Source organism: Chelativorans sp. M5D2P16, assembly GCF_034427935.1.
GTDB lineage: Bacteria > Pseudomonadota > Alphaproteobacteria > Rhizobiales > Rhizobiaceae > Chelativorans.
The window spans coordinates 16382-38406 of record NZ_JAXQNM010000038.1 but is presented as its reverse complement, the minus strand read 5'-3'; the positions used below and the strand labels follow the sequence as shown (position 1 = coordinate 38406).

Genomic DNA, 22025 nt, shown 5'->3' with positions numbered 1-22025 from the left:
GCCTGTTCGTCGCCGCATTTAAGCGATAACCATGGGTTTCATGAGCGACATCGCGGACAGGCCGGCCGGGGATTGCACGCAGCGCCGGCGGCGGAGACCGTTGCTGCGTCTTGCGATGGCGGCCCTGACGCTGGCCCTGATTGCTTTCGTCGTCGGCTTTGTGGCCTTCATCGAGCATGTGGCAAGGATCGACGTGCCGCGGGAACTTCACCCGGCGGACGGGATCGTCGTGCTGACGGGCGGCCAGTCGCGCATTGATACCGGACTAGACCTTCTGAAGGCCGGCAAGGGCAAACGGCTGCTCATCAGCGGCGTCAACCCGATCGCCAGGGTCGACGATCTGCGCGTTGCGACCGGTGGCGATCCCGTCCTGTTCGACTGCTGCATCGATATCGATCGGGCGGCGCTGAACACCATCGGCAATGCCGAGGAAAGCGCGAAATGGGCGAGCGCCAACACCTACGGCAGCATCATCGTGGTGACCAACAACTATCACATGCCGCGCAGCCTCCTGGAGATGCGTCGCATCCTGCCAGCGGCCGACCTGCAGCCTTATCCGGTGGTCAACACGCCCCTGACGGACGGCACATGGATGACCGACCTCGATGCCCTGCGCGTCCTGTTCACCGAATATCTGAAATACGTCGCCGCCGTCATACGCGGTCATGTGACAGGCTTGGGCGAGCCGACGTCACCTGTCGGCGACATCCCGGGTTCGATCGCGAGCAAATAGACCGCATGCGGTCTTTGCCAAGAGCTGCTGTTGAGGTAACCACGGGCCGGAAAGGGCGCGGCCCGCGCCTTCGACCCGGAACTCTTCTATGCTGCTTGTCCGCTCCCTCGCATTCAACACCGCGTTCTATCTGAACCTGATCGTCCAGATGATCTTCTGGACACCTCTCTATTTCCTGCTTCCGCGCAAGAAGGCCTGGTTCGTGCCCAAGGTGTGGGCGGCCTCCAGCCTGTGGCTGCACCGTGTGCTGGTGGGCGCCAGGGTGAAAATATCCGGGCTGGAGAACATGCCCGAGGGGCCGTGCATCGTTGCGCCCAAGCACCAGTCGTTCTGGGACACCATCGCCTTCCTACCCTTCATCCCCGACGCGCTCTACATCCTCAAGCGCGAGCTGGTCTGGATCCCCTTCTTCGGGTGGTACGTCGCCAAGATGCGGATGATTCCCATCGACCGCGGTAGCCGCTCGAAGGCGCTGCGGCAGGCGGTGAAGCTGGCCGGCGAGCGCATGAGCGAGAACCGGCAGCTCATCATCTATCCCGAGGGCACGCGCCGCCCGCCTGGCGCCGAACCGGCCTACAAATACGGCATCGTCGAGCTCTACGCGCAGCTCAACGTGCCGGTGGTGCCGATCGCCCATGTGGCGGGACTCTACTGGCCGCGGCGCAGATTCCTGCGCTATCCCGGCACCATTCACGCCCGCTTCCTGCCTCCGATCGAGCCGGGCCTTTCGCGGGAGGAATTCCAGGAGCGCCTGATTCGCGAGACGGAGGCTGCCTGCGACGCACTGCTCGTCGAGGCGGCGGAAGGCCCGAACCCGCCGCCGTTGCCTGAGACGGCCCGAAAGCGGCTGGCCGAAATCCGGTACAAGACAGAAAGCCACGCGGCGAAGGGCTGATTTTGCCTAAGCGCCGATCCTGGCCGCCACCGTCTCCAGCCAATGGTCGTGGATACCGAGTGCCTTCAAATGCTCGACCGTGTTGAGGACGTATTCCTCGTTGCGTCCCGACTGGCCGATGGCGCCGGAGACCCTTTGCGCGGCGTGCTCCGCGTCGAGGCGGCCGGCATATTGCGGGTGGCGGCGGTCGACCACATAGGTGAGCGCCTCGATCTCCGCTCCATCCCGCAGGCGAACGGGCAACCGCCGTTCCAGATAGACATGGGTGACCAGTTCGCGCTCGCGCAGATAGGCTGTTACTTCCGCCGCCAACTCGCCGGGGACACGGAAGGCGAGGCCGAGGCAGGAGCCGCCGCGGTCGAGCCCGAGCACGAGGCCCGGCCTGTCGGGCGTGCCGCGGTGGACGTGCGAGTGCACGCACAGTGCGCGCCGATAACCGAAAAGGCGGGCTTTTTGTGTTTCAGTATGGGCAAAACCGGGGCGCCACATCAGCGAGCCATAGCCAAAGACCCAAAAATCGTCCATTTCCACCTGACTTGTGCATGCGCCCCTCGGGCAGAAGATGATTCGGGGTAGCTGGAGGATGGTGATGGCGTCAAGCATGCTGGGGGAATCGCGTTCCGGCCGCCGCATCCTGTGGCTGGCGGTGGCCATCGTCGTGGCGGCCCTGGCCTATACCGGGCTGTGGTTCTATCTCGCCCGCGCGCTCGAGGAGAGGGCGGAGGCCACCCTTGCGGCCCTGAACGGCGGCGGTGTCCGCGCCCATTGCGAAGAACCCGAGGCGCGTGGCTATCCCTTCCGTATCGGTCTGTTCTGCCGCAGCGTCTTCTACGAGAACGCGCGCACCGGTGTTTCCTTCCGCGCCGGCGCCTTCCGGTCCGCCGCGCAAATCTATCAGCCGTTCCGCACCGTGGGCGAGCTCGACGGGCCGGCCACCGTCCTATTGCCCTTCGGTGAAGCGCTGGAAGCCGAGTGGGATAACCTGCGCACAAGCGTCAGACTGGCCCGGCCGCTGCCGGAACGGGTCTCCCTGGAGATAGGGCAACTCGCCCTTTCTGCGCGTGACGGTGACGGCGCACCGCTCGCGACGGCCGACGACGTGCAACTGCACGCGCGCCAGGCGGAGGCCGATCTGGATCTGGCGGCGGCATTCAGCGGCCTTCGTCTTGGTGCAGCCTTCGTTCCTGGCCTGCCGGCTCTGGAAGGCCGCGCGCGCCTGACGGTGGACAACGGTGTCGCCCTGCTTGCCGAGCACACATTCGATCCGCGCGGCCGATCGGGAACCATTCAGCAGCTGATCGTCGGGGTTACGGGTGAGGCGGCGGAACTTTCCGTTTCCGGCCCCGTCTCCGTGGGAGAGGACGGGCTCATCGATGCCGAACTCTCCGTTCGGGTGAAAGAGCCGGCTGCGGTGGGGCGGATCCTTGCCGAAGCCTTTCCCGAGGAGCGCCAGAACATCATGACGGCGGCCGCGGCCTTCTCCGGTCTCGGCGATACGCCGCTGCAGATCAGAATTGCGCGGGGGCGTGTCTTTGCCGGATTCATCCCGCTCGGCAGGATTCCGCCGCTCTGACCGTTTGCGCTACGGATCGCGGCCGGAAACCCGGTATCCGCGTTTCCACGGCCTTGCGTCAGGCCTTCTCCGCTTTCGGAGGGTGTGCGAGCACGTGGCGGCCGAAATCGGGCACGTCCACTTCCTGACCCGCTTCGATGATGGAGCGGCGGATGGCGCGCGTGCGGGTGAACAGATCGAACAGCTTGTCGCCGTCGCCCCAGCGGATCGCCCGTTGCAGGGACGAAAGATCCTCGGAGAACCGGGCCAGCATCTCCAGAATGGCTTCGCGGTTGTGCAGGCAGACGTCGCGCCACATGGTCGGGTCGGAGGCGGCGAGGCGGGTGAAGTCGCGGAAGCCGGAGGCAGAGTATTTGATGACCTCGGATTTCGTCACCGTCTCGAGATCGTCTGCCGTGCCGACGATGTTGTAGGCGATGATGTGCGGCAGGTGCGAGACAATGGCCAGCACCATGTCGTGGTGCTCCGGGTCCATCGTGTCGACCAGCGAACCGCAGCGTTCCCAGAAGCGCGTGAGCTTCGCCAATGCCTTTTCGTCGGTGTCCGGAAGCGGCGTGAGGATGCACCAGCGCTCCTCGAAAAGCTCGGCGAAGCCCGCATCCGGGCCGGAATGCTCCGTGCCGGCAATAGGATGGCCGGGGATGAAATGGACGCCCTGCGGCATGTGGGGCGCCATCTGCCGCATGACGGAACTCTTCGTGGAGCCGACGTCGGTGACGATGGCGCCGGGCTTCAGGTCGGCGACGATCTCGGCGGCCACCTTGCCCGACGCGCCGACGGGCACCGAGACGATGACGAGATCGGCGCCGCGCACCGCTTCGGCCGCTTCGAGATGGTATTCGTCGCCTAGCCCGAGAGCCTCCGCCCGGGCGAGCGTCCCAGTGCTTCGGGTGGCGATGGCGATCCGCTCCGCCAGGCCCTCGCGGCGGATGACGCGGGCAAGCGAGGAGCCGATGAGGCCGATGCCGATCAGGGCGATTTTGGCAAAGAGAGGTTCGGTCACAGTCTCAACCGTTCAGGAATTTTGAAAGCGCGGCCACGACTCCGCGATTGGCCTCCTCCGTGCCGACCGACATACGCAGCGCGTTCGGAAAGCCGTAGGCGGTGACCCGGCGCAGAACGAAGCCGCGCGCGACCAGGAAGGCATCGGCATCCTCGGCCGTCTTGCCGCCGTTTTGCGGAAAGTGGACGAGGAGGAAATTGCCGATGCTGGGGGTGACACGCAGCCCGAGCTTCGTCAGTTCTTCGTTGAGCCAGGCCCGCCACGCCTCGTTGTGGGCGGCGGCACGCTCCACATGGGCGCGATCGCGGATGGCGGCCGCTCCCGCGGCGATGGCCAGCGCATTCACGTTGAAGGGGCCGCGCACCCGGTTCACCGCGTCGACCACATGCGCCGGCGCATACATCCAGCCGATGCGCAGGCCGGCCAGGCCGTAGATCTTCGAGAAGGTGCGCGTCATCACCACGTTTTCGAAGGACGACACCAATTCGATGCCCGCTTCGTAGTCGTTGCGGCGCACATATTCCGCATAGGCCGCGTCGAGCACCAGAAGCACGTGCCCCGGCAGCCCCGCATGCAGGCGGCGGACTTCCTCGACAGGCAGGTAGGTGCCGGTGGGATTGTTGGGATTGGCGAGGAAGACGATCCTCGTGCGCTCGGTCATCGCCGCGAGGATCGCGTCGACGTCGGCGCGCTCGTCCTTCTCCTTCACCACCACCGGCGTGGCGCCGGCCGCCAGGATCTGGATCCGGTAGACGAGAAAGCCGTGCTCGGTGAAGATCCCTTCGTCGCCCGGTTTCAGGTAAGTCTGGGCGAGGAGACCCAGAAGCTCGTCCGAGCCGTTGGAACACAGGATGTTGCCCGGGTTGAGGCCGTGCACCTCTGCAATCGCCTCGCGCAGCCTGGCGGCGGCCCCGTCGGGGTAGGCTTCCAGATGGCCGCTTGCCGCCTGGACCGCCTCGAGAGCGGCCGGCGAGGGACCGAGCGGCGTCTCGTTGGAGGAGAGTTTCCACACCTTGGCTGCGCCGGGCGCGCTTTCGCGGCCGGGAACATAGGCGGCGATGTCCATGATGCCGGGCTTGGGCTGCGGACGGTTGGGCGAATGCATCGGAATGGGTCCCATAAAGTCGAGGCCGCCTGCTTTAGCTCATGTCTTCCATTGACGCAAAGGGCCTCCCGTCTTAAAAGAACGTCCGCTCGTGGTGATTTGGCCGGTCGGCTTGCAGCCACGTAAAACAAGTCGCTAAAAGGCCGAGCGATGTAAAATCCGCTGAGACCGGCCGCGATTTCGCTGCCGGTCTTTTTTGTTTTTGGAGCCTGCACCAATGCCGATCAAAATCCCCGACCAGCTTCCCGCCCGCGATGTGCTTGCGCGCGAGGGCGTGGCCGTCATGGACGAGCAGACGGCGTTGCGCCAGGACATCCGCCCCCTGCAGATCGGGCTTTTGAACCTGATGCCCAACAAGATCCGCACCGAAGCGCAGTTTGCCCGCCTGATCGGGGCCAGCCCCCTTCAGGTGGAACTGACGCTGGTGCGCATCGGCAATCACCGAGCCAAGAACACCCCCGAGGACCACCTCATCACCTTCTACCAGACCTGGGAGGAAGTGGCGGCGCGCAAGTTCGACGGTTTCATCGTCACCGGTGCGCCGGTCGAACTTCTGCCCTTCGAGGACGTTACCTATTGGGAGGAGTTGACGCGCATCTTCGATTGGACGGCCACCAACGTGCATTCCTCCTTCTTCATCTGCTGGGGGGCGATGGCGGCTGCCTGGCATTTCCACCGCATTCCGAAACACACGCTGGAGAAGAAGGCGTTCGGTGTCTTCCGTCACCGCAATCACGCGCCGGCCTCGCCCTACCTCGCCGGCTTCTCCGACGATTTCGCCATCCCCGTCTCCCGCTGGACCGAAGTCCGTACCGCCGACATTCCGCCCGATTCGGGCCTTGAGGTGCTGATGGAATCGGACAGGACCGGGCCCTGCCTGGTCACGGAAGCGATCGGCAACCGCCTCTATATGTTCAACCACATCGAATACGACTCCACCTCGCTCAAGGAGGAGTACGACAGGGATATCGCCGCCGGCGTGCCGATGCAGGTGCCGCACGACTATTATCCCGACGACGATCCAAGCCGCAGGCCGCTCAACCGCTGGCGCTCGCACGCCCATTTGCTCTTCGGCAACTGGATCAACCAAGTCTATCAGACCACCGCCTATGACCTGGAGAAGATCGGCCGGTCCTGATGGCGATCTAGCAGGAGGCTGTGCCGACCGGTCTTGCTATCCGCCGAGCAGGGTCCGTGCCTCCTCGGCGAGCCTGCGCGTCAGATCCTGAGCGGGCATCGGCGTTCCCAAGGCCGCCGCCTGACCTGCCCACAGGGGCGAAAAGTCTCCGGAGCCGGTGCCTTCCGCCGCCTTGCGCAGCGGCATGACGGCGGCGGTGGCGAGGGGAAAGGCGGGCGCATCGGGGCTCATCGGCCCGACTTCGCGGACGATGCGGTTGATGAGTCCGCGCGCCGGGCGGCCGGTGAAGACGTTCGTCAGCACCGTGCGGTCGTCGCGCGCAGCGGCGAGCGCTTCGCGATGCACCGGCGCGGTCAGCGCTTCCGGGCACCTGAGGTAGGCCGTGCCGACCTGCACGGCGGCGGCGCCGAGCATGAATGCGGCGGCCACCCCGCGCGCGTCTGCGATGCCGCCGGCGGCGATTACGGGCACGGAGACGGCGTCGACCACCTGGGGAACCAGCGCCATGGTGCCGGGCTGGGTCGAAACGTCCTCTTCCAGAAAGACGCCCCGGTGACCGCCGGCCTCCGCGCCCTGGGCGATGATGGCGTCGCATCCCCGGTCGGCGAGCCAGCGCGCTTCGGCGACCGTCGTTGCAGAGGCGATGACCTTGGCGCCCGTCGCGCGCACGCGGTCGAGAAGCGGCCCGTCCGGCAAACCGAAATGGAAGCTGACGACCTCCGGGCGGTGTTCCTCGACCACGGCGCAGGCTTCCGCGTTGAACGGATTGCGGCCGGGGCCGGAAGGGACGGTTTCCGCTTCGAGACCGAGGGCAGCATAGTACGGCGCGAGCCGGGCCCGCCAGGCGGCTTCGCGCGCCGCGTCCGGCGCCGGCTGACTGTGGCAGAAGAAATTGAGATTGATGGGCCTGTCGGTGCGCTGGCGGATAATGCCGAGTTCGGTGTGGATCTGCTCGGGGCTCAGCATGGCGCAGGGCAGCGCGCCGAGGCCACCGGCCTCGCTCACCGCGATGGCAAGTTCCGACCCGCCGGAACCGGCCATGGGCGCGAGGAGAACCGGTCGTTCGATGCCGAAAAGGTCAAGGATGCGGCGGTCGCGCCACATGTCACACTCCATTCTCTCGCCTGGCGTTGCGGAAGGCCCTTCCGGCACCGAACCCCGTTGCCCCTTGCGGTGTCAGGACCGGCACGAGCACCCGGCGCGACCGGCGCGCCATGGCCGGAATGCCCTGCTGGAGCCGCTTTTCCGCCTCGACCACCAGGACGCCCGCAAAAAGCGGCCAGAAGCGCCGGCCCGCGCGCTCCAGCCATTGGTGCAGCTTCATGATCCAGCGCCGCCTGGCAGGCGGAAAGTGCAGGGTGTCGGCCCAGGCGCCGGGGGTGAAGTTCGCCTCCCGGAGCGCCTCGACCAGCTGGCTGCGCGAATAGGGGCGTCCGGTGCCGAAGGGCGTATGCTCGAAGCGCGCCCACAGGCCGCGCCGGTTCGGCACGACGATGACGAGGCGGCCGCCCGGCGCCAGGACGCGCCAGAGCTCCAGAAGCGTTTGGCGCGGGTTTTCCGTGTGTTCGAACGCGTGGACGAGGAGTATGCGGTCGACCGAGGAGTCGGGCAGCGGCAACTCTTCCTCGAAGACAAGGGCAGTCGCCGAGGCCTTGCCCGGCGGCCAGTGCACGGCGCCCTGGCGTGCGGGCATGAAAGCGAAGACGCGTTCGGCATCGGCGCCGAATCGGTCGAGCCACGGTACGGCGTAGCCGAGCCCGACCAGACGCTCCTCGGGCAGCTTGATCCAGATGGAGGAGAGCGCCATGGCGATGGAACGCTCGGCGAGCCGCCCGAGCAGGCTGGCGTAGAATGCCCTTAGGTCGACGATATCGCCGTTCATGAAGAGCACGGTACGTCCCCTTCGCGCCTGCCGCAAGATGTTTTCAGGTGGGTGACAAGGGCCTCGCACGGTCCTATCGTTCCGGCAGAACGGAGGTTCCCATGACGCTCGAAATCGAACAATTCATGTGCCGCAGCGACAATTTCGGCATTCTCGCCCGCGATACCGAAACCGGGGAGACGGCGCTGATCGACGCGCCGGAGGAGCAGCCGATCCTGGAGGCCGTGGAGCGGACCGGCTGGACGCCGACAATGATCCTGACCACACACCACCACCAGGACCACGTGGCGGCCAATCTGGCGCTGAAGAAGCGTTTCGGGCTCACCATTGTCGGTCCGGCGGCCGAGGCTGACCGGATCCCGGGCATCGACCGCACGGTGAAGGAGGGGGATACGGTGCGTGTCGGCCGGCAGGCTGCCCGCGTTATCGAGACGCCGGGGCATACGGCCGGTCATGTGAGCTATCATTTCGCCGATGCGGGGATCGCCTTCACGGCCGACACGCTCTTCGCCCTCGGCTGTGGCCGGCTGTTCGAGGGCACGCCCGCGGACATGCTGCGATCGCTGAAGAAGATCGCCGTGTTGCCGCTAGAGACGGTGATCTATTGCGGGCACGAATATACCCAGGCCAATGCGCGGTTCGCCCTGACGGTCGATCCGACGAACTCCGCCCTGAAGGAGCGGGCCAAGGGGGTCGACACGCTGCGGCAGGAGGGCAAGCCGACGCTGCCCACCACCCTTAAGCAGGAGATGGCGACGAATCCGTTCCTGCGCTGGCACGATCCCGTCATCCGCCGCAACCTGGGTATGGAAGACGCCTCCGACGAGGCGGTGTTCGCGGAAATCCGTAAGCGCAAGGACGTCGCTTGAGGAGAAGCGGGCGGCAGGCCGCCCTCGTCCTTCGACAGGCTCAGGATGAGGGCCGGCGTTTGCGCTCATTCGCGTATGTCGAAGCTTAAAGCAGGCTGGCTTGCCTTCCCCTCATCCTGAGCTTGTCGAAGGGCGAGGGGAAGGCCGCACCATCGTTCCCAGGATGACAACAGCGGATCAGATAGCAGCGTCACCTGCTACTGCCGGTTTGCGCCGCAGCATGTTCTTCGCCGCCAGTGCCGCGCCGCCGGTGATCAAGAGGCAGGCGGCGAGGATGTTGGCGGTGGGCTCGGCCTGGCCGGCGGCGATCAGGATGAGGGTCGACAGGAGCGGGGCGGCGTAGCTCGAGGCACCGAGCACCTGGATGTTGCCGTGCTTGACGCCGTGGTCCCAGGCGTAGAAGGCGGCACCCACGGGCAGGAGCCCGAGGCCGAGGACGGCGAGCCACTCGCCGGTGCCGGCCGGCCAGACGGTCTGCTCCAGTGCCAGATGGCAGAGTGCGGAAAGGACGGCCGCGGCGGCGCAGAACCAGGTGACGATGCTGGTCGGCACGGCCTGGAAACGGCGGGACAGAAGCGAATAACCGGACCAGAAGAGGGCGCAGCCGCCGGCGGCCGCATACCCCACCGTATAGCGGCTGTCGAAGGCGAAGCCGCCTCCCTTGGTGATGATGAGGAATGTGCCGAAGAGGCCGAGAAAGGCACCGGCGACATGGTGCCAGCCGAGCCGTTCGCCTGGCATGAGGGCCGAGCCCAGGACGATGAGCAGCGGCCAGAGATAGGCGATCAGGCTCGCCTCCACGGCCGGCGCGTTGCGCAGGGCGGTGAAGTAGAGGAAGTGGTAGCCGAAGAGCCCGCCGATGCCGACCAGCCAGACCGATGGGGGAACGGATCCGCGCTGGCGGAAGGTGGGGAAGAAGCTCTGGGCGAGAAGACCGATCACCGTGCCCACGGCAAAGGACATGGCAGAAAGCTGAAAGGGCGGAACCTGGCCCGAAGCGGCGGTGAAAAGCGCCAGCAGCGCCCACATGGCAACGGCGGAAAAGCCGATCAGGGTGGCGCGCGCCATGTTCCCTCCGTTGAAATCAGATGCGACGCGCCTTGATGTGCACCGTTCCGATCTTGGTGGCAATAGTGGCTTCGACGGGTGAATAGAGATTGCGGCCTTCCACCGGCCCGAACCCGACAAAGATGCGGGACCTGTCGCGCAGATACCGGATCGAGGAACGGTCTTTCCTGTATCCGGAAACGGGCACGAAACGCGCCCGGCATGTGACGGTGGCATCCCGGAAACCGTTCCTGTCGCCGGCGGGCTCGAGAACGAGGTCGGTGCGCATCTCCCCGTCATAGACCCTGATCCTGCGCCGACAGACTTCCGACGCGTCCCTGGCCGGCAGGAGCAGGGCGGAAAGCGGATCGGCGACGCCTGCCAGGTGCTCCCGTTCCACCGGCACCCAGTCGTCGCCGCGCTTCTTCGGCTCCGGCCGGTTCTCCGTCGCCGCCACCCGGCCGTTTTCGAAGCGGATCGCCGTTTTCTTCTTTTCCTCGCCGCTCTCATAGGCGAGCGTATAGGCATGCGGGCGGCTTGCATCGGGACCCAGCCAGCCGTTCACCGTCACCGTGCCGTCGGTGCGGTCGAAGATGCGTGCGATGCCGGCGCTGGCGAAACGGCCGGCGATGGCAAAGCCCTGGCCTTCGAAGCGGCTCTCGATGACCGCACGGCCGATCGGCAGCCCGAAAAGGGAGGCATCGTAGCGCACGCGGTAGGATTCCGCCGCCGCCGGGGAGAGGCCGGCGTTGGCAGCCGAGGCAAGAGCGACGGCAAGCGCAAGCGGTCGGAACCGGACCATGGCCTCACCTCCGGGCGGCAGCCTTCTCGCCGCCGCTTCTCAGCCGAAGGCAAAGCGTTAAATCAGGCGGATGTGTGGAGGGGCGCGGCGCAGCTTGACCGCAAGGACAAATGTCTTTATGTGAACGGCAAATTTCCACGAGGCCGCCTGAGATCTACTGCGCGCCGTTCCGTTCGGGTGCGGCGAGTGGTTCGGCCCGAAAGATAAGGTAAGAAAAAGATGTCCCGTGCTTGCGAACTGACCGGCAAGGCCGTGATGAGCGGCAACAATGTGAGCCACGCCAACAACAAGACCCGTCGTCGCTTCCTGCCCAACCTGTGCGATGTCACCTTGATGTCCGAGACGCTCGGCCAGAATTTCCGTCTGCGCGTTTCAGCGGCGGCGCTGCGCACGGTGGAGCATCGCGGCGGTCTCGACGCCTTTCTCATGAAGGCGAAGTCGAACGAATTGTCCCAGCGCGCGCGTCTTCTGAAGAAGCAGGTCGCCAAGAAGCTCGCCGAGCAGGCGAGCGCCTGAGACCTCCCGTGCGCGGCGGTCACCGGGCCGCCGCACTGGTTCCATCACCCAGGTTAAAAAAATGAACCGTTTCCTTGCAGTCTGGCCTTTCGTGGCCGCCATGGCGGTGATCGTCGCCGCCTCGAACGTGCTTGTCCAGTTCCCGTTCGCCCATTTCGGTCTCGGTGACATCCTCACCTGGGGTGCGTTCACCTATCCGATCGCCTTTCTCGTCAACGACCTGACGAACCGCCGCTTCGGGCCGCAGGCCGCACGCCGCGTGGTGGTGGTGGGCTTCGTCATGGCGATGGTGCTGTCGGTCTGGCTGGCCAGCCCGCGCATCGCGCTCGCCTCGGGGTCGGCCTTTCTCCTGGCGCAGCTGCTCGACATTTCCATTTTCGACCGCCTGCGCCGCAGCGCCTGGTGGCGGGCGCCGCTGATCTCGACGGTCATTGGCTCCACGCTCGACACCGTCATCTTCTTCTCGCTCGCCTTTGCCGCCGTCTTCTCCTTCCTCGATACGGGGCTGGGACGCGAGGACGGCTCGCTCGCCTTTGCCGTCCCGCTGTTCGGCTCGGACATGGACGTGCCGCTGTGGGTTTCGCTGGCGCTGGGCGACCTGGTCGTGAAGCTCCTGGTCGGCCTGGCGATGCTCGTGCCCTACGGTGCGCTGATCACGGTGCTGCGGCCGGCCGAGGCCGTGCGGTAAAAGCCCTCCTCGATCCCGGACCGGCAGGTGGTGCCTGCCTTCATTCCTCGAGGAGACGGAATTCCAGGTAGAGGTTGCGCTGCAGGATGGAATGGTTGTCGTCGGACATCAGCGACACCATGACCGCGCCGTCCGCGCGCTGCCAGACATCGAGCGCTTCCATATTGTCGATCTGGTAGGCCATGTCGGCCTCGAGGAGGACCGGTCCGTCGGCAAGGCTGTCGGGACGGATCCCGTCGGCGCGAATCCGTCTGATGCGCATCGCGACGCCGCTCGCCAGGGAAAAGCGCCGCTCCAGGAGCAAAAGGTCGCCATCGGGCAGGAAAGCGCCGTCGGTGATGTCGAAATCGTCATGCCGCGCAATCGCGAAGATGCCCTTCAGCGGCCCCTCGAGAATGGCGGCGAAGACGTTGCGTCGGCCGTCGAGGCTGCGCTCGGTAACTGCGATGCGCGCGCCGGCGAGCGCGCTTTCCTCCGGCGCGTAGGCGATGGTCTCGAAGCCGCGATTGGTGCGCAGCTCCCGGGCAGGAACCAGGAAGTCCAGTTCGCCGACGGCCGGGCCCATGCGTCCCGGCGCGAGGCGGAAAGTGGCGAGGCGGTGCTCGCGTTCGAAACCGGCGGTCACCTCTTCGCCGCTGACGGCAATGGCCTCCGCGTCGGTGGTCGACTTGTCGCCGGTCAAGGAGCCGTCCGGGTCGCGGATGGGCTCCATCGTGAAATCGGCGACCCCGGCCGGCCGGCCATCGGGGCCGTGGCGCAGCGTGCCGAAGAACCAGAAGCCGCTGTCGGCGACGCCGATGAAGTGGCCGCCGGGGGTGAGAAAACGGAATGACGACAGGCTTCCGAAATTGCGGCCAGGTGACGTCATCTCCAGACCGCCGACGAACTCCAGCGGCCCGAATTGCCTGTCCGGGGAGCCGATGCGGAACGCGGTGATTGGGCGGGAAACGATCTCGTAGGTTTCGGCGGACTCTTCTTCCTCCGCCTGGGTGGGCGGAGCCAGCAGGAAGCCCAGGAAGAGCAGCAGACTGGCTGACCGGAGGATGGCCGTCGCTCGCACGGCCTGTCAGCCCGCCCGGCGCAGCCGGCCTTGCCGGCCGCGACCGCTTCCCTCTTCCTCGAAGAGAGAGGCGAGCTGTTCCGTCATGGCACCGGCCAGTTCTTCCGCATCGACGATGGTCACGGCCCGGCGGTAGTAGCGCGTGACGTCGTGGCCGATGCCGATGGCCAGAAGCTCGACGGGAGAGCGCGTTTCGACGAGATCGATGACGCCGCGCAGATGGCGCTCGAGATAGTTGCCCGGGTTGACCGACAGCGTGGAATCGTCGACCGGCGCGCCGTCTGAGATCATCATCAGGATCTTGCGCTGTTCCGAACGGGCGATCAGGCGCTGGTGCGCCCACAGGAGGGCCTCGCCGTCGATGTTCTCCTTCAAGAGCCCCTCGCGCATCATCAGGCCGAGATTGCGCCTCGCGCGGCGCCAGGGGGCGTCGGCGGACTTGTACACGATGTGGCGCAGATCGTTGAGTCGGCCGGGGCTTACGGGCTTGCCTTCCTTAAGCCACATCTCCCGCGCCTGCCCGCCCTTCCAGGCGCGGGTGGTGAAGCCGAGGATCTCCACGCGCACGCCGCAACGCTCCAGCGTGCGTGCCAGGATGTCGGCGCAGGTGGCGGCGACGGAAATCGGCCGCCCGCGCATGGAGCCGGAATTGTCGAGCAGCAGCGTGACGACGGTGTCGCGGAAATTGGTGTCGCGCTCCTGCTTGAAGGAGAGCGGCTGCATCGGGTCGATGATAAGGCGGGGCAGGCGCGCCGTGTCGAGCACGCCTTCCTCCAGATCGAAATCCCAGGAACGGTTCTGCTGCGCCATCAGACGACGCTGCAGGCGGTTGGCCAGGCGGCCGACGACGCCCTGGAGGTTGGCGAGCTGCTTGTCCAGAAAGGCGCGCAGCCGGTTCAATTCCTCCTCGTCGCAAAGGTCTTCCGCACTCACCACCTCGTCGAAGGTGGCGGTGTAGACATGGTAGTCGATATCGTGCAGGCCCTGGTCGAAGGGGCTCTCCGGTCGGCGTGCCTCGCCCGGCGTCTCGGTATCGAGGTCCTCCTGCTCGGAGACCTCCTCGGCGGTCGTGGCGGCGGCGTCGCTTTCGCCCGCCTCGTTCTCGTCACCGGCCTCGTCGGCATCGTCGGCCTGGCTGCGTTCGCCCTCCGATTCGTCCTCGCCGCCGTCCTCGGAAGACTCCTCGCCCTGCGGCTGGTCGCCGTCTTCCTCGTTTTCCTCCGCCTGTTCCTCCTCCTCGTATTCCTCGCCCAGCTCGATGGAGCCGAGCAGATCGCGCACCGTGCGGGCAAAGGCGTCCTGATCTTCGATATTGGGCAGAAGGGCTTCGAGATCGGTGCCGGCCTTTTCCTCCACCCACGCACGCCACAGATCGACCACCCGCTCCGCGCTTTCCGGCGCGGCACGGCCCGTCAGCTTCTCGCGCACCATGAGGGCGATCGCTTCTTCGAGCGGAGCGTCGGCCCTGTCGCTGACCTCGGAGAGGTTGGCGCGAGCGAACTTGTCCTCCAGCATGGCGGCGAGATTATCGGAAACACCCTGCATGGAGCGGGCGCCGATGGCTTCCACGCGCGCCTGCTCCACGGCGTCGAAGATGGCGCGGGCCTGCTGGCCATGCGGGGCCAGGCGGCTATGCAGGCGCACATCGTGGCAGGCGTGGCGCAGGGCCATGGAATCGCCCAGGCCGCGGGTCACCTGAAGGGCTTCGGCGGTGGGCTTTCGCGACGGCTCCGGCAGGCGCACGCGGTTTCCCGCCAGCGCCGGCTTGTCCTTGGAGAAGGTGACCTCGAGCTCGTGATTCCCGGCGATGGCGCGCACGCAACTCGTCACCGCCCGCTTGAACGGATCGAGCGGTGCCTCGTAGGGCTGGCCTGGTTTGCGGTTCGTCTGGCTCACGGTCGTCCTTGGTCCTCAGCGGGAGCGCCCGTCGACCTGCGCGGGCTCAAGATCGTCGAGGTCGACGCCTTCAAGGCAGCGCAGGTTGACCGCAACCATCTTCGTTCCGTCGGGCATCGCACCTCGGGCGAAGGATTCCATGCCGCAGAGGGAGCAGAAAAGATGCCGGATCTGCCCGGTGTTGAACCGGTACTCGGTCAGCTTTTCCTCACCTCGTTCCAGCGTCAACGCTTCGGCCGGGGTGAAGGCGAGTATGCTGCCGCGCTGCGTACAATAGGAGCAGTTGCAGGTGATCGGGTTCGACACGTCGACATCGACATCGAAACGCACCGCCCCACAATGGCATCCGCCCTGATACTGCATCGCTTCTTCCTCAGCTCAGCACCACGTTGGCCGCCGATTCGGGCAGTTCCTCGCCGAACGCGCGCTGGTAGAACTCGGCCACGATGGCGCGTTCCAATTCATCGCACTTGTTGAGAAAGGTGAGCCGGAAGGCAAAGCCGACATCACCGAAGATCTCGGCGTTCTCGGCCCACATGATGACGGTTCGCGGACTCATGACCGTGGAGAGATCCCCGTTCATGAAGGCCGAGCGCGTCATGTCGGCCACGCGCACCATGCGGGCGACGATCTCGCGGCCCTTCTCGTTCTGGTAATGCTTGGCCTTCGCCTGGACGATGGAGACTTCCTCGTCATGGGGCAGATAATTGAGCGTGGTGACGATGGACCAGCGGTCCATCTGCGCCTGGTTGATCTGCTGCGTGCCGTGGTAGAGCCCAGTCGTGTCGCCGAGACCGACGGTATTTGCCGTGGCAAACAGGCGGAAGGAGGGGTGCGGGCGAATGACGCGGCTCTGGTCGAGCAGCGTCAGGCGACCCGAAGATTCCAGCACGCGCTGGATGACGAACATCACGTCCGGACGGCCGGCGTCGTATTCGTCGAAGACGAGCGCAACATTGTGCTGGTAGGCCCAGGGCAGGATACCGTCGCGGAATTCGGTGACCTGCATGCCCTCCTTGACGACGATGGCGTCCTTGCCGACGAGGTCGATACGGCTCACATGGCTGTCGAGATTGATGCGCACGCAGGGCCAGTTGAGACGCGCGGCCACCTGCTCGATGTGGGTGGATTTGCCCGTGCCGTGGTAACCGGCGACCATGACGCGGCGGTTGTAGGCGAAGCCGGCCAGGATCGCGAGCGTCGTCTGCTTGTCGAACAGATAGTCCGGATCGATGTCGGGCACATGGTTGTCGGCCACGGTGTAGGCGGGAACGACCATGTCGGAATCGAAGCCGAAGGTCTCCTTCACCGAGACGGTGGTATCGGGCAAATTGGCGATGTCGCGGTCGATCTTGTTCATCATACCTCCAGCGTGCGGCGGACCTCGTCCGCGCCGCTTGTCTTCAAACCGTGGGCCTCTTAACAGAGACCGGGACTAACAGAAACCCGCCTGCTTGAGGAGCCTGTAGGCCTGTAGCACGTCGCGCAGGCGGGCCTCGGAGCCCCTGTCGCCACCATTGGCATCGGGGTGGTGACGCTTCACCAGTGTTTTATAGCGCGCCTTTATGTCGGCGCCAGTCGCATTCGCGTCCAGGCCCAGCGTTTCGAATGCCTTGGCCTCAAGGGGGCGCAGCGGCTTGCGCGCCGGTTTGCGGGGCTTGGCGTCCGCACCCCCGAACAGATTGAAGGGGTCGCCGAGGCGGCGGTAATACGCCGCATGGCCGGAACGGAAGGGGGCAAAGTCCGCCGCCGCCTGGCCGGTCCCGGCCGAGCCGACTTTCCAGGTGGGGCGATGGCCGGTCATCGCCTCCTTCTGGAAGCGGGCGATCTCGGTATCCTTCAAGCCGGAAAAATAATTGTAGTTCTTGTTGTACTGCCGCACGTGCTCGAAGCAGAAGCGGAAATACTCGCCCTCCCTGTGCCGGCCCACGGGAGCGCGGTGCAGGCCCGGCTCCTCACAGCCGTCCCACTGGCAGCGCGGCGCGTGCGCATCGGTCTCCGGCTTGGCGTCCGGGCGGATGCGTATCTTCTCGAAATATTTCGAGTTCGGCTTCATACCTAACCTGAATCGGCAAATCAGATGGGATTATGGCGGTTGCTCGCCGCGAAACAAGAATTGACATTTCGTCGCCGATGGACCTAGCGGAAGCTTAATCGTCGCGGGGAACACTCCCCATATGGTGTCAGGAGCCTCAATTGTCCATCGAATCCGCCATCGAAGCCAAGCTGAAAGACCGGTTTTCTCCCGAACGACTGGAGATCATCAACGAAAGCCACCTGCATGCCGGCCATCACCACACGGCGGCCGGCCAGGAGGAAACCTTCGACGGCACGGGCGAGACGCATTTTCGCGTGCGCATCGTCAGCCCGGCCTTCGCTGGCATGAGCCGCGTGGAGCGCCATCGGGCCGTCAACGACGCTCTGGCCGAAGAACTGAAGGGCGCCGTCCACGCGCTGGCGATCGAGCCCGCCGCGCCGGGCGAGAAGACGCGGTGGTAAAGGGATGACCGCCGGAGTGAGGCGGGACATGCCTATTGTACCTTGCCGCCCGTCGTCGTCTCCTCCACCGCGGGCCTGATGCGCAGGCGGGTGATGCGGTTCTTCTCGCGCTTCATGACGATGAATCGCTTGCCGAAGAAAGTGAAGGCCTGGCGTTCCTCGGGGATGGTCTGGGTCTCGTGGATCACCAGGCCGGCAATCGTGGTGGCCTCGTCGTCCGGCAGGTCCCAGTCGAGCGCGCGGTTGAGGTCGCGGATGGGCACGGAACCCTCGACGACGATGGAGCCGTCGGCTTCCTGTCTCACCCCCTGCATTTCCACGTCGTGCTCGTCGGCGATCTCGCCGACGATCTCCTCGATGATGTCCTCGAGCGTGACCAGCCCTTCCACCTCGCCATACTCGTCGACGACGATGGCGATGTGCGCCTTGCGGCGCAGGAAGGCGTTGAGCTGATCCTGAAGCGTGGTGGTGTCGGGCACGAACCACGGCTTCGAAGCGACCTTCATGATGTCGATGCGCGAGGCGTCGTTGTTCAGGTCGTGGAGGGCGCGCAGAAGGTCCTTGGCGTGCACCACGCCGACGATGTTCTCCATCGTGCCACGCCACAGCGGCAGGCGCGTATAGGGGCTGCGCAGGATCTCCGCCACGACCGTTTCCGGCGGATCGTCGGCATTGATCGAGCGCATGTTGGTGCGGTGGATCATGACGTCGGAGACCTCCAGTTCGTGAAGGTCGAGAAGCCCGCCGACGCGGTCGCGGTCCTGCTTGACCACCGCACCCTCGCGGTGCAGCACCTCGACGGTGCCGCGCAGTTCCTCGTGCGCGGACAGAAGCAGGGTGTCGCTGGCCAGATTGACGCCGAAAATCGACAGGAGGAAGCGCACGGTCACGTTCGCCGCCGTGGACAGCGCCCCGAAAAGGAGAACGACGAAACGTGCGAAGGGAGACACGACAAGGGCAAACCCCTCGGGCCGCGCGAGCGCCCAGGACTTCGGCAGGATCTCGGCGAAGATGACGAGCATGACGGTCATGACGAGCGTGGCGTAAGCCACCCCGGCCTCCCCGAACAGCGTCAGGAAGAGGCTTGTCATCAGCGCCGAAGCAAGGATGTTGACGAGGTTGTTGCCGATCAGCAGCGCGCCCACCAGGCGGTCGCGCCGGGTGATCAGTTCGGCGACCACGCCGGCGCGCTTGTCGCCGCCGCGTTCCAGCGTATGCAGCCTGGCCCGGGAAACCGCGGTCATGCCGGTTTCGGTGCCGGAAAACAGGAAGGACAGGAAGATCAGCGCCAGAATGACGCCGCCGGTGATCAGGATCTCTGTCATCATTGCGCTTGGCACTCCTTCAGAAAGGCGAGGACCTCGGAGCCCGGCACGTCCCTGGCGATGAAGGATTGTCCGACGCCGCGGGTGAGGATGAAGGTGAGCGCGCCGCGCGAGACCTTCTTGTCCTGCGCGATATAGGAAAGCAGCGCCTCGGCGTCGGGGAGATCGCCGGGGATATCCTCCAGCCGTGTCGGCAGGCCAACGGCACGCAGATGTGCTTCCACCCGCTCGGCATCGTCGGGGCTCGCCAGGTTCATGCGCGCGGAGAAGCGGTGCGCCAGCACCATGCCGATGGCCACACCCTCGCCATGGACGAGGCGGGCGCTGTCATAGGCGGTCGCCGCCTCGAGCGCGTGACCGAAAGTGTGGCCGAGATTGAGCAGTGCGCGCTCGCCCGCCTCATGCTCGTCGCGTTCGACGATCTGCGCCTTGGCGCGGCAGGAGCGGGCGATCGCCTCCGCCCGCGCCGGGCCGCCGGAAAAGACCGCCTGCCAGTTGGCCTCCAGCCAGGCGAAGAAATCCGGCTGGTCGATCAGGCCGTACTTCGCGACCTCCGCGTAACCGGCACGAAACTCGCGCGGGGGCAGTGTGTCGAGCGCCTCCGTATCGGCCAGCACCAGCCTCGGCTGGTGGAAGACGCCGACGAGATTCTTCCCATGGGCGGTGTTGATGCCGGTCTTGCCGCCGACCGAAGAGTCGACCTGTGCCAGAAGAGAGGTCGGCATCTGGACGAAGTTCATGCCGCGGCGGACAATTCCCGCGGCAAAGCCCGCCAGATCGCCGACAACCCCGCCGCCGAGCGCCAGCACCGCGTCCTGCCGCTCCAGGCGGGCGGCGAGGACGGAACCCACCACGTCCTGAAGGGTCTCGAAGCTCTTGCTCCGCTCGCCGGCGGCAACGGTGACGACGGTGCTCTCGATCCCGGCGGCGTCGAGACCGCTTCGCAGCGTGTCCAGATGCGTGGCGGACACGTTCTCGTCCGTGACGACGGCGACGCGGATGCCAGAAAGACGGGCGGCGATTTCCCGCCCGGCGCGGGAAAGGAGCCCGGGACCGATCAGAATATCGTATGCGCGCTCGCCCAGGCCGACGGGTACGGTGACGACATCCTCGGCATTCATGGTGCGGGTTTCCTGCATTCTCCACCGTCCTCCAGGAATGCGGCCAGGCCGGCGATCACCTCCGCGGCGATCACTTCCTTCAATTCGTCGCGTGTCTGCACGATCACGTCGGCCTCTTCATACACCGGATAGCGTTCCTCCATCAGGTGCCGCATGACGGCGCGCGGATCGTCGGCCTTCAGGAGCGGCCGGTTCTGCCGCTTCGCTACCCGATGCATCAGCGTGTCCAGATCCGCTTTCAGCCATACGGACACCCCGTGATGGGCGATGGCGGCACGCGTGAGACCGTTCATGAAGGCGCCGCCGCCGGTCGACAGCACCTGCGGACCTTCCCCGAGAAGGCGGTCGATCACGCGGCGCTCCAGCGCGCGGAACTCGGCCTCGCCGTAGCTGGCGAAGAGGTCGGGGATCGACATGCGGGAAATATTCTCGATCTCGTGATCGCTGTCGATGAAAGGCAGGCCGAGCCGTCCGGCCACCTTGCGTCCGATCACGGTCTTGCCGGCCCCCATCAGCCCGACGAAGACAATGCTGCGCCGCCCCAGCCGCTCGAGCAGGGCGGGGACGTCGTGCGCATCTGTCTTGCCGGACATGGTCATGGCGCAGGTTTCGACATCAAAAGACAAGGCGCGTCAAGCGGCTGGAACCGAAACAGCGGAGGCTTGCGTTGCGCTTCGACGCGTTTCATAACCGCTGGGCAACGAGCAAGCGGGAGCGACATGCCGACCCTCTTTCGGCTTCTGACGGTGATCGCGATCCTGGTCGGCATGGTCTACGGTGCCATGTTCGCGCTGGCTACGTTCGTGGAACCGAACAGGGCGGAAATGATGCTCCAGGTCCCGGCCGACCGGCTTGAGCAGCGCTGAACGGGCATGGCGAGCGGCGCGAAGATCGAAGCGTTTCTCGAGATGATGGCCGCCGAGCGCGGGGCCAGCGACAACACGCTTGTCTCCTATCGCCGCGACCTGGAGGACGCGGATGCCTTTCTGACCGGCGTTGAAGGCGGTCTTGCCGGCGCGAGCCCGGCGGGTGTCCGCGCCTTTATCAGCGACATGACGGCGCGCGGCTTCGCCGCCGCCACCCAGGCGCGCAAGCTGTCGGCGCTCCGGCAGTTCTTCAAGTTCCTTTATGCCGAAGGTCTTCGCGGCGATGACCCGACGGGCGTGCTCGACAGCCCGAAGAAAGGCCGGCCGCTGCCGAAGACGCTGAGCGAGGCGGAGACGGAGCGTCTGCTCGAGCGCGCGGCCGAGGAAGGGCAGGCCGCACCCGAGGGCACGCCCGAGAGGCTGGCTGCACAGCGCCTCGCGACGCTTCTCGAGGTGCTCTATGCTTCGGGCCTGCGGGTTTCGGAGCTGGTGAGCCTGCCCGTCACGGTGGCCTTGCGCGATGAGCGCTTCTTCACCGTCCGCGGCAAGGGCGGCAAGGAGCGCATCGTGCCGCTATCGGCCAAGGCGCGGGCGGCGGTCGCCCTTTGGCTTCAGGAACGCGCGCGCCATCCGAAGCTCGCCGAAAGCCCCTGGCTTTTCCCGGCGGCATCGGAAAGCGGCCATCTGCCCCGGCAGGTGTTCGCGCGTGAGCTCAAGGGGCTCGCCGCGCGCGCCGGCATTGCCGTCTCGAAAGTCTCACCGCATGTGCTGCGGCACGCCTTCGCCAGCCATCTCCTGCAGAACGGGGCGGACCTCAGGGCCGTGCAGCAACTGCTCGGGCATTCGGACATCTCGACCACCCAGATCTACACGCACGTTCTGGAAAAGCGCTTGCAGGAACTGGTGCAAAGGCATCATCCGCTTGCCGATTAGGCTTATGGCCGCTATGTGAGGCCATCGATCCTGGGCCGTCATTGTCTTTTCAGTGCCCGAACCCGAGTTCTCGT

Annotated in this window: 25 protein-coding genes and 1 riboswitch; of the genes, 10 read left to right on the top strand and 15 right to left on the bottom strand. The window is 65.9% G+C overall.

What is annotated here, in order from left to right; translation table 11 throughout:
* Positions 1 to 100 precede the first annotated feature (100 nt).
* Together SIN08_RS17895 and SIN08_RS17890 are read left to right on the top strand one after the other, a co-directional pair.
* Positions 101 to 733 (top strand): YdcF family protein, encoded by a 633-nt coding sequence (locus SIN08_RS17895; protein ID WP_416208102.1) that lies wholly within the window; start codon positions 101 to 103, stop codon positions 731 to 733.
* A gap of 88 nt (positions 734 to 821) precedes the next feature.
* Positions 822 to 1628, top strand: coding sequence for a 1-acyl-sn-glycerol-3-phosphate acyltransferase (locus tag SIN08_RS17890; RefSeq protein WP_322452961.1), 807 nt, complete (start codon positions 822 to 824; stop codon positions 1626 to 1628).
* Positions 1629 to 1634: 6 nt separating this feature from the next.
* On the opposite strand, the gene SIN08_RS17885 is transcribed toward SIN08_RS17890, so the two are convergent.
* Entirely contained in the window at positions 1635 to 2153 is a 519-nt protein-coding gene (locus SIN08_RS17885; RefSeq protein ID WP_322452960.1) for a gamma-glutamylcyclotransferase, read from the bottom strand.
* A gap of 64 nt (positions 2154 to 2217) precedes the next feature.
* Between SIN08_RS17885 and SIN08_RS17880 the strand changes: the two genes are divergently transcribed.
* Positions 2218 to 3201, top strand: coding sequence for a DUF2125 domain-containing protein (locus tag SIN08_RS17880; protein ID WP_322452959.1), 984 nt, complete (start codon positions 2218 to 2220; stop codon positions 3199 to 3201).
* 58 nt (positions 3202 to 3259) lie between these two features.
* Here SIN08_RS17880 and SIN08_RS17875 read toward each other — a convergent pair whose 3' ends face one another.
* Together SIN08_RS17875 and hisC are read right to left on the bottom strand one after the other, a co-directional pair.
* Positions 3260 to 4204, bottom strand: coding sequence for a prephenate/arogenate dehydrogenase family protein (locus tag SIN08_RS17875; protein ID WP_322452958.1), 945 nt, complete (start codon positions 4202 to 4204; stop codon positions 3260 to 3262).
* A gap of 4 nt (positions 4205 to 4208) precedes the next feature.
* Positions 4209 to 5309: a histidinol-phosphate transaminase gene (gene hisC, locus SIN08_RS17870; protein ID WP_322452957.1), complete on the bottom strand. Its 1101-nt coding sequence runs from the start codon at positions 5307 to 5309 to the stop codon at positions 4209 to 4211.
* Between the two features lie 81 nt (positions 5310 to 5390).
* Positions 5391 to 5468, top strand: a riboswitch (SAM riboswitch).
* Between the two features lie 58 nt (positions 5469 to 5526).
* Between hisC and metA the strand changes: the two genes are divergently transcribed.
* The gene (gene metA, locus SIN08_RS17865; RefSeq protein ID WP_322452956.1) at positions 5527 to 6447 is read left to right on the top strand and encodes a homoserine O-acetyltransferase MetA; all 921 of its coding nucleotides are present in this window, start codon (positions 5527 to 5529) and stop codon (positions 6445 to 6447) included.
* Positions 6448 to 6483: 36 nt separating this feature from the next.
* Here metA and SIN08_RS17860 read toward each other — a convergent pair whose 3' ends face one another.
* Together SIN08_RS17860 and SIN08_RS17855 are read right to left on the bottom strand one after the other, a co-directional pair.
* Entirely contained in the window at positions 6484 to 7551 is a 1068-nt protein-coding gene (locus SIN08_RS17860; RefSeq protein WP_322452955.1) for a nitronate monooxygenase family protein, read from the bottom strand.
* 1 nt (position 7552) lies between these two features.
* The gene (locus tag SIN08_RS17855) at positions 7553 to 8329 is read right to left on the bottom strand and encodes a class I SAM-dependent methyltransferase (RefSeq protein WP_322453289.1); all 777 of its coding nucleotides are present in this window, start codon (positions 8327 to 8329) and stop codon (positions 7553 to 7555) included.
* Positions 8330 to 8430: 101 nt separating this feature from the next.
* Between SIN08_RS17855 and gloB the strand changes: the two genes are divergently transcribed.
* Entirely contained in the window at positions 8431 to 9198 is a 768-nt protein-coding gene (gene gloB, locus SIN08_RS17850) for a hydroxyacylglutathione hydrolase (protein ID WP_322452954.1), read from the top strand.
* Positions 9199 to 9375: 177 nt separating this feature from the next.
* Here gloB and SIN08_RS17845 read toward each other — a convergent pair whose 3' ends face one another.
* Together SIN08_RS17845 and SIN08_RS17840 are read right to left on the bottom strand one after the other, a co-directional pair.
* A complete protein-coding gene (locus tag SIN08_RS17845; RefSeq protein WP_322452953.1) occupies positions 9376 to 10266 on the bottom strand; it encodes a DMT family transporter in 891 nt (296 codons plus the stop codon).
* 16 nt (positions 10267 to 10282) lie between these two features.
* The gene (locus SIN08_RS17840; protein ID WP_322452952.1) at positions 10283 to 11047 is read right to left on the bottom strand and encodes a DUF3108 domain-containing protein; all 765 of its coding nucleotides are present in this window, start codon (positions 11045 to 11047) and stop codon (positions 10283 to 10285) included.
* A 219-nt stretch (positions 11048 to 11266) separates the two neighbouring features.
* On the opposite strand from SIN08_RS17840, the gene rpmB reads away from it, so the two are divergent.
* Together rpmB and SIN08_RS17830 are read left to right on the top strand one after the other, a co-directional pair.
* Complete coding sequence (gene rpmB, locus SIN08_RS17835; protein ID WP_322452951.1) at positions 11267 to 11563, top strand: 50S ribosomal protein L28; 297 nt, start codon at positions 11267 to 11269, stop codon at positions 11561 to 11563.
* A gap of 61 nt (positions 11564 to 11624) precedes the next feature.
* Positions 11625 to 12251: a queuosine precursor transporter gene (locus tag SIN08_RS17830; protein WP_322452950.1), complete on the top strand. Its 627-nt coding sequence runs from the start codon at positions 11625 to 11627 to the stop codon at positions 12249 to 12251.
* A gap of 40 nt (positions 12252 to 12291) precedes the next feature.
* Here SIN08_RS17830 and SIN08_RS17825 read toward each other — a convergent pair whose 3' ends face one another.
* From SIN08_RS17825 to SIN08_RS17805, 5 genes are all read right to left on the bottom strand, one after another.
* Positions 12292 to 13311 (bottom strand): esterase-like activity of phytase family protein, encoded by a 1020-nt coding sequence (locus SIN08_RS17825; RefSeq protein WP_416208101.1) that lies wholly within the window; start codon positions 13309 to 13311, stop codon positions 12292 to 12294.
* Between the two features lie 6 nt (positions 13312 to 13317).
* Positions 13318 to 15207: a cobaltochelatase subunit CobT gene (cobT, locus tag SIN08_RS17820; protein ID WP_322452949.1), complete on the bottom strand. Its 1890-nt coding sequence runs from the start codon at positions 15205 to 15207 to the stop codon at positions 13318 to 13320.
* 15 nt (positions 15208 to 15222) lie between these two features.
* Positions 15223 to 15570 (bottom strand): GFA family protein, encoded by a 348-nt coding sequence (locus SIN08_RS17815; protein ID WP_322452948.1) that lies wholly within the window; start codon positions 15568 to 15570, stop codon positions 15223 to 15225.
* A 10-nt stretch (positions 15571 to 15580) separates the two neighbouring features.
* On the bottom strand, positions 15581 to 16567 hold the full coding sequence (cobS, locus tag SIN08_RS17810; protein WP_322452947.1) for a cobaltochelatase subunit CobS: 987 nt from the start codon (positions 16565 to 16567) through the stop codon (positions 15581 to 15583).
* Positions 16568 to 16642: 75 nt separating this feature from the next.
* Positions 16643 to 17263: a J domain-containing protein gene (locus SIN08_RS17805; protein WP_322452946.1), complete on the bottom strand. Its 621-nt coding sequence runs from the start codon at positions 17261 to 17263 to the stop codon at positions 16643 to 16645.
* A gap of 140 nt (positions 17264 to 17403) precedes the next feature.
* Here SIN08_RS17805 and SIN08_RS17800 point away from each other — a divergent pair, with 140 nt between their 5' ends.
* Entirely contained in the window at positions 17404 to 17706 is a 303-nt protein-coding gene (locus tag SIN08_RS17800; protein ID WP_322452945.1) for a BolA family protein, read from the top strand.
* A gap of 32 nt (positions 17707 to 17738) precedes the next feature.
* Here SIN08_RS17800 and SIN08_RS17795 read toward each other — a convergent pair whose 3' ends face one another.
* From SIN08_RS17795 to SIN08_RS17785, 3 genes are read right to left on the bottom strand one after another with little or no spacing between them, the layout of a single operon-like run.
* Positions 17739 to 19034, bottom strand: coding sequence for an HlyC/CorC family transporter (locus tag SIN08_RS17795; protein ID WP_322452944.1), 1296 nt, complete (start codon positions 19032 to 19034; stop codon positions 17739 to 17741).
* Entirely contained in the window at positions 19031 to 20152 is a 1122-nt protein-coding gene (aroB, locus tag SIN08_RS17790; protein WP_322453287.1) for a 3-dehydroquinate synthase, read from the bottom strand. The genes SIN08_RS17795 and aroB overlap by 4 nt, the downstream gene beginning before the upstream one ends.
* Positions 20149 to 20751 carry a shikimate kinase gene (locus tag SIN08_RS17785; RefSeq protein WP_322452943.1) on the bottom strand — a complete coding sequence of 201 codons (603 nt, stop codon included), beginning with the start codon at positions 20749 to 20751 and terminating at the stop codon, positions 20149 to 20151. Before SIN08_RS17785 ends, aroB begins: the two co-directional genes overlap by 4 nt.
* 120 nt (positions 20752 to 20871) lie before the next feature.
* On the opposite strand from SIN08_RS17785, the gene SIN08_RS17780 reads away from it, so the two are divergent.
* Together SIN08_RS17780 and SIN08_RS17775 are read left to right on the top strand one after the other, a co-directional pair.
* Complete coding sequence (locus SIN08_RS17780; RefSeq protein ID WP_322452942.1) at positions 20872 to 21018, top strand: histidine kinase; 147 nt, start codon at positions 20872 to 20874, stop codon at positions 21016 to 21018.
* 6 nt (positions 21019 to 21024) lie between these two features.
* The gene (locus tag SIN08_RS17775) at positions 21025 to 21951 is read left to right on the top strand and encodes a site-specific tyrosine recombinase XerD (RefSeq protein WP_322452941.1); all 927 of its coding nucleotides are present in this window, start codon (positions 21025 to 21027) and stop codon (positions 21949 to 21951) included.
* Positions 21952 to 22025: the final 74 nt, after the last annotated feature.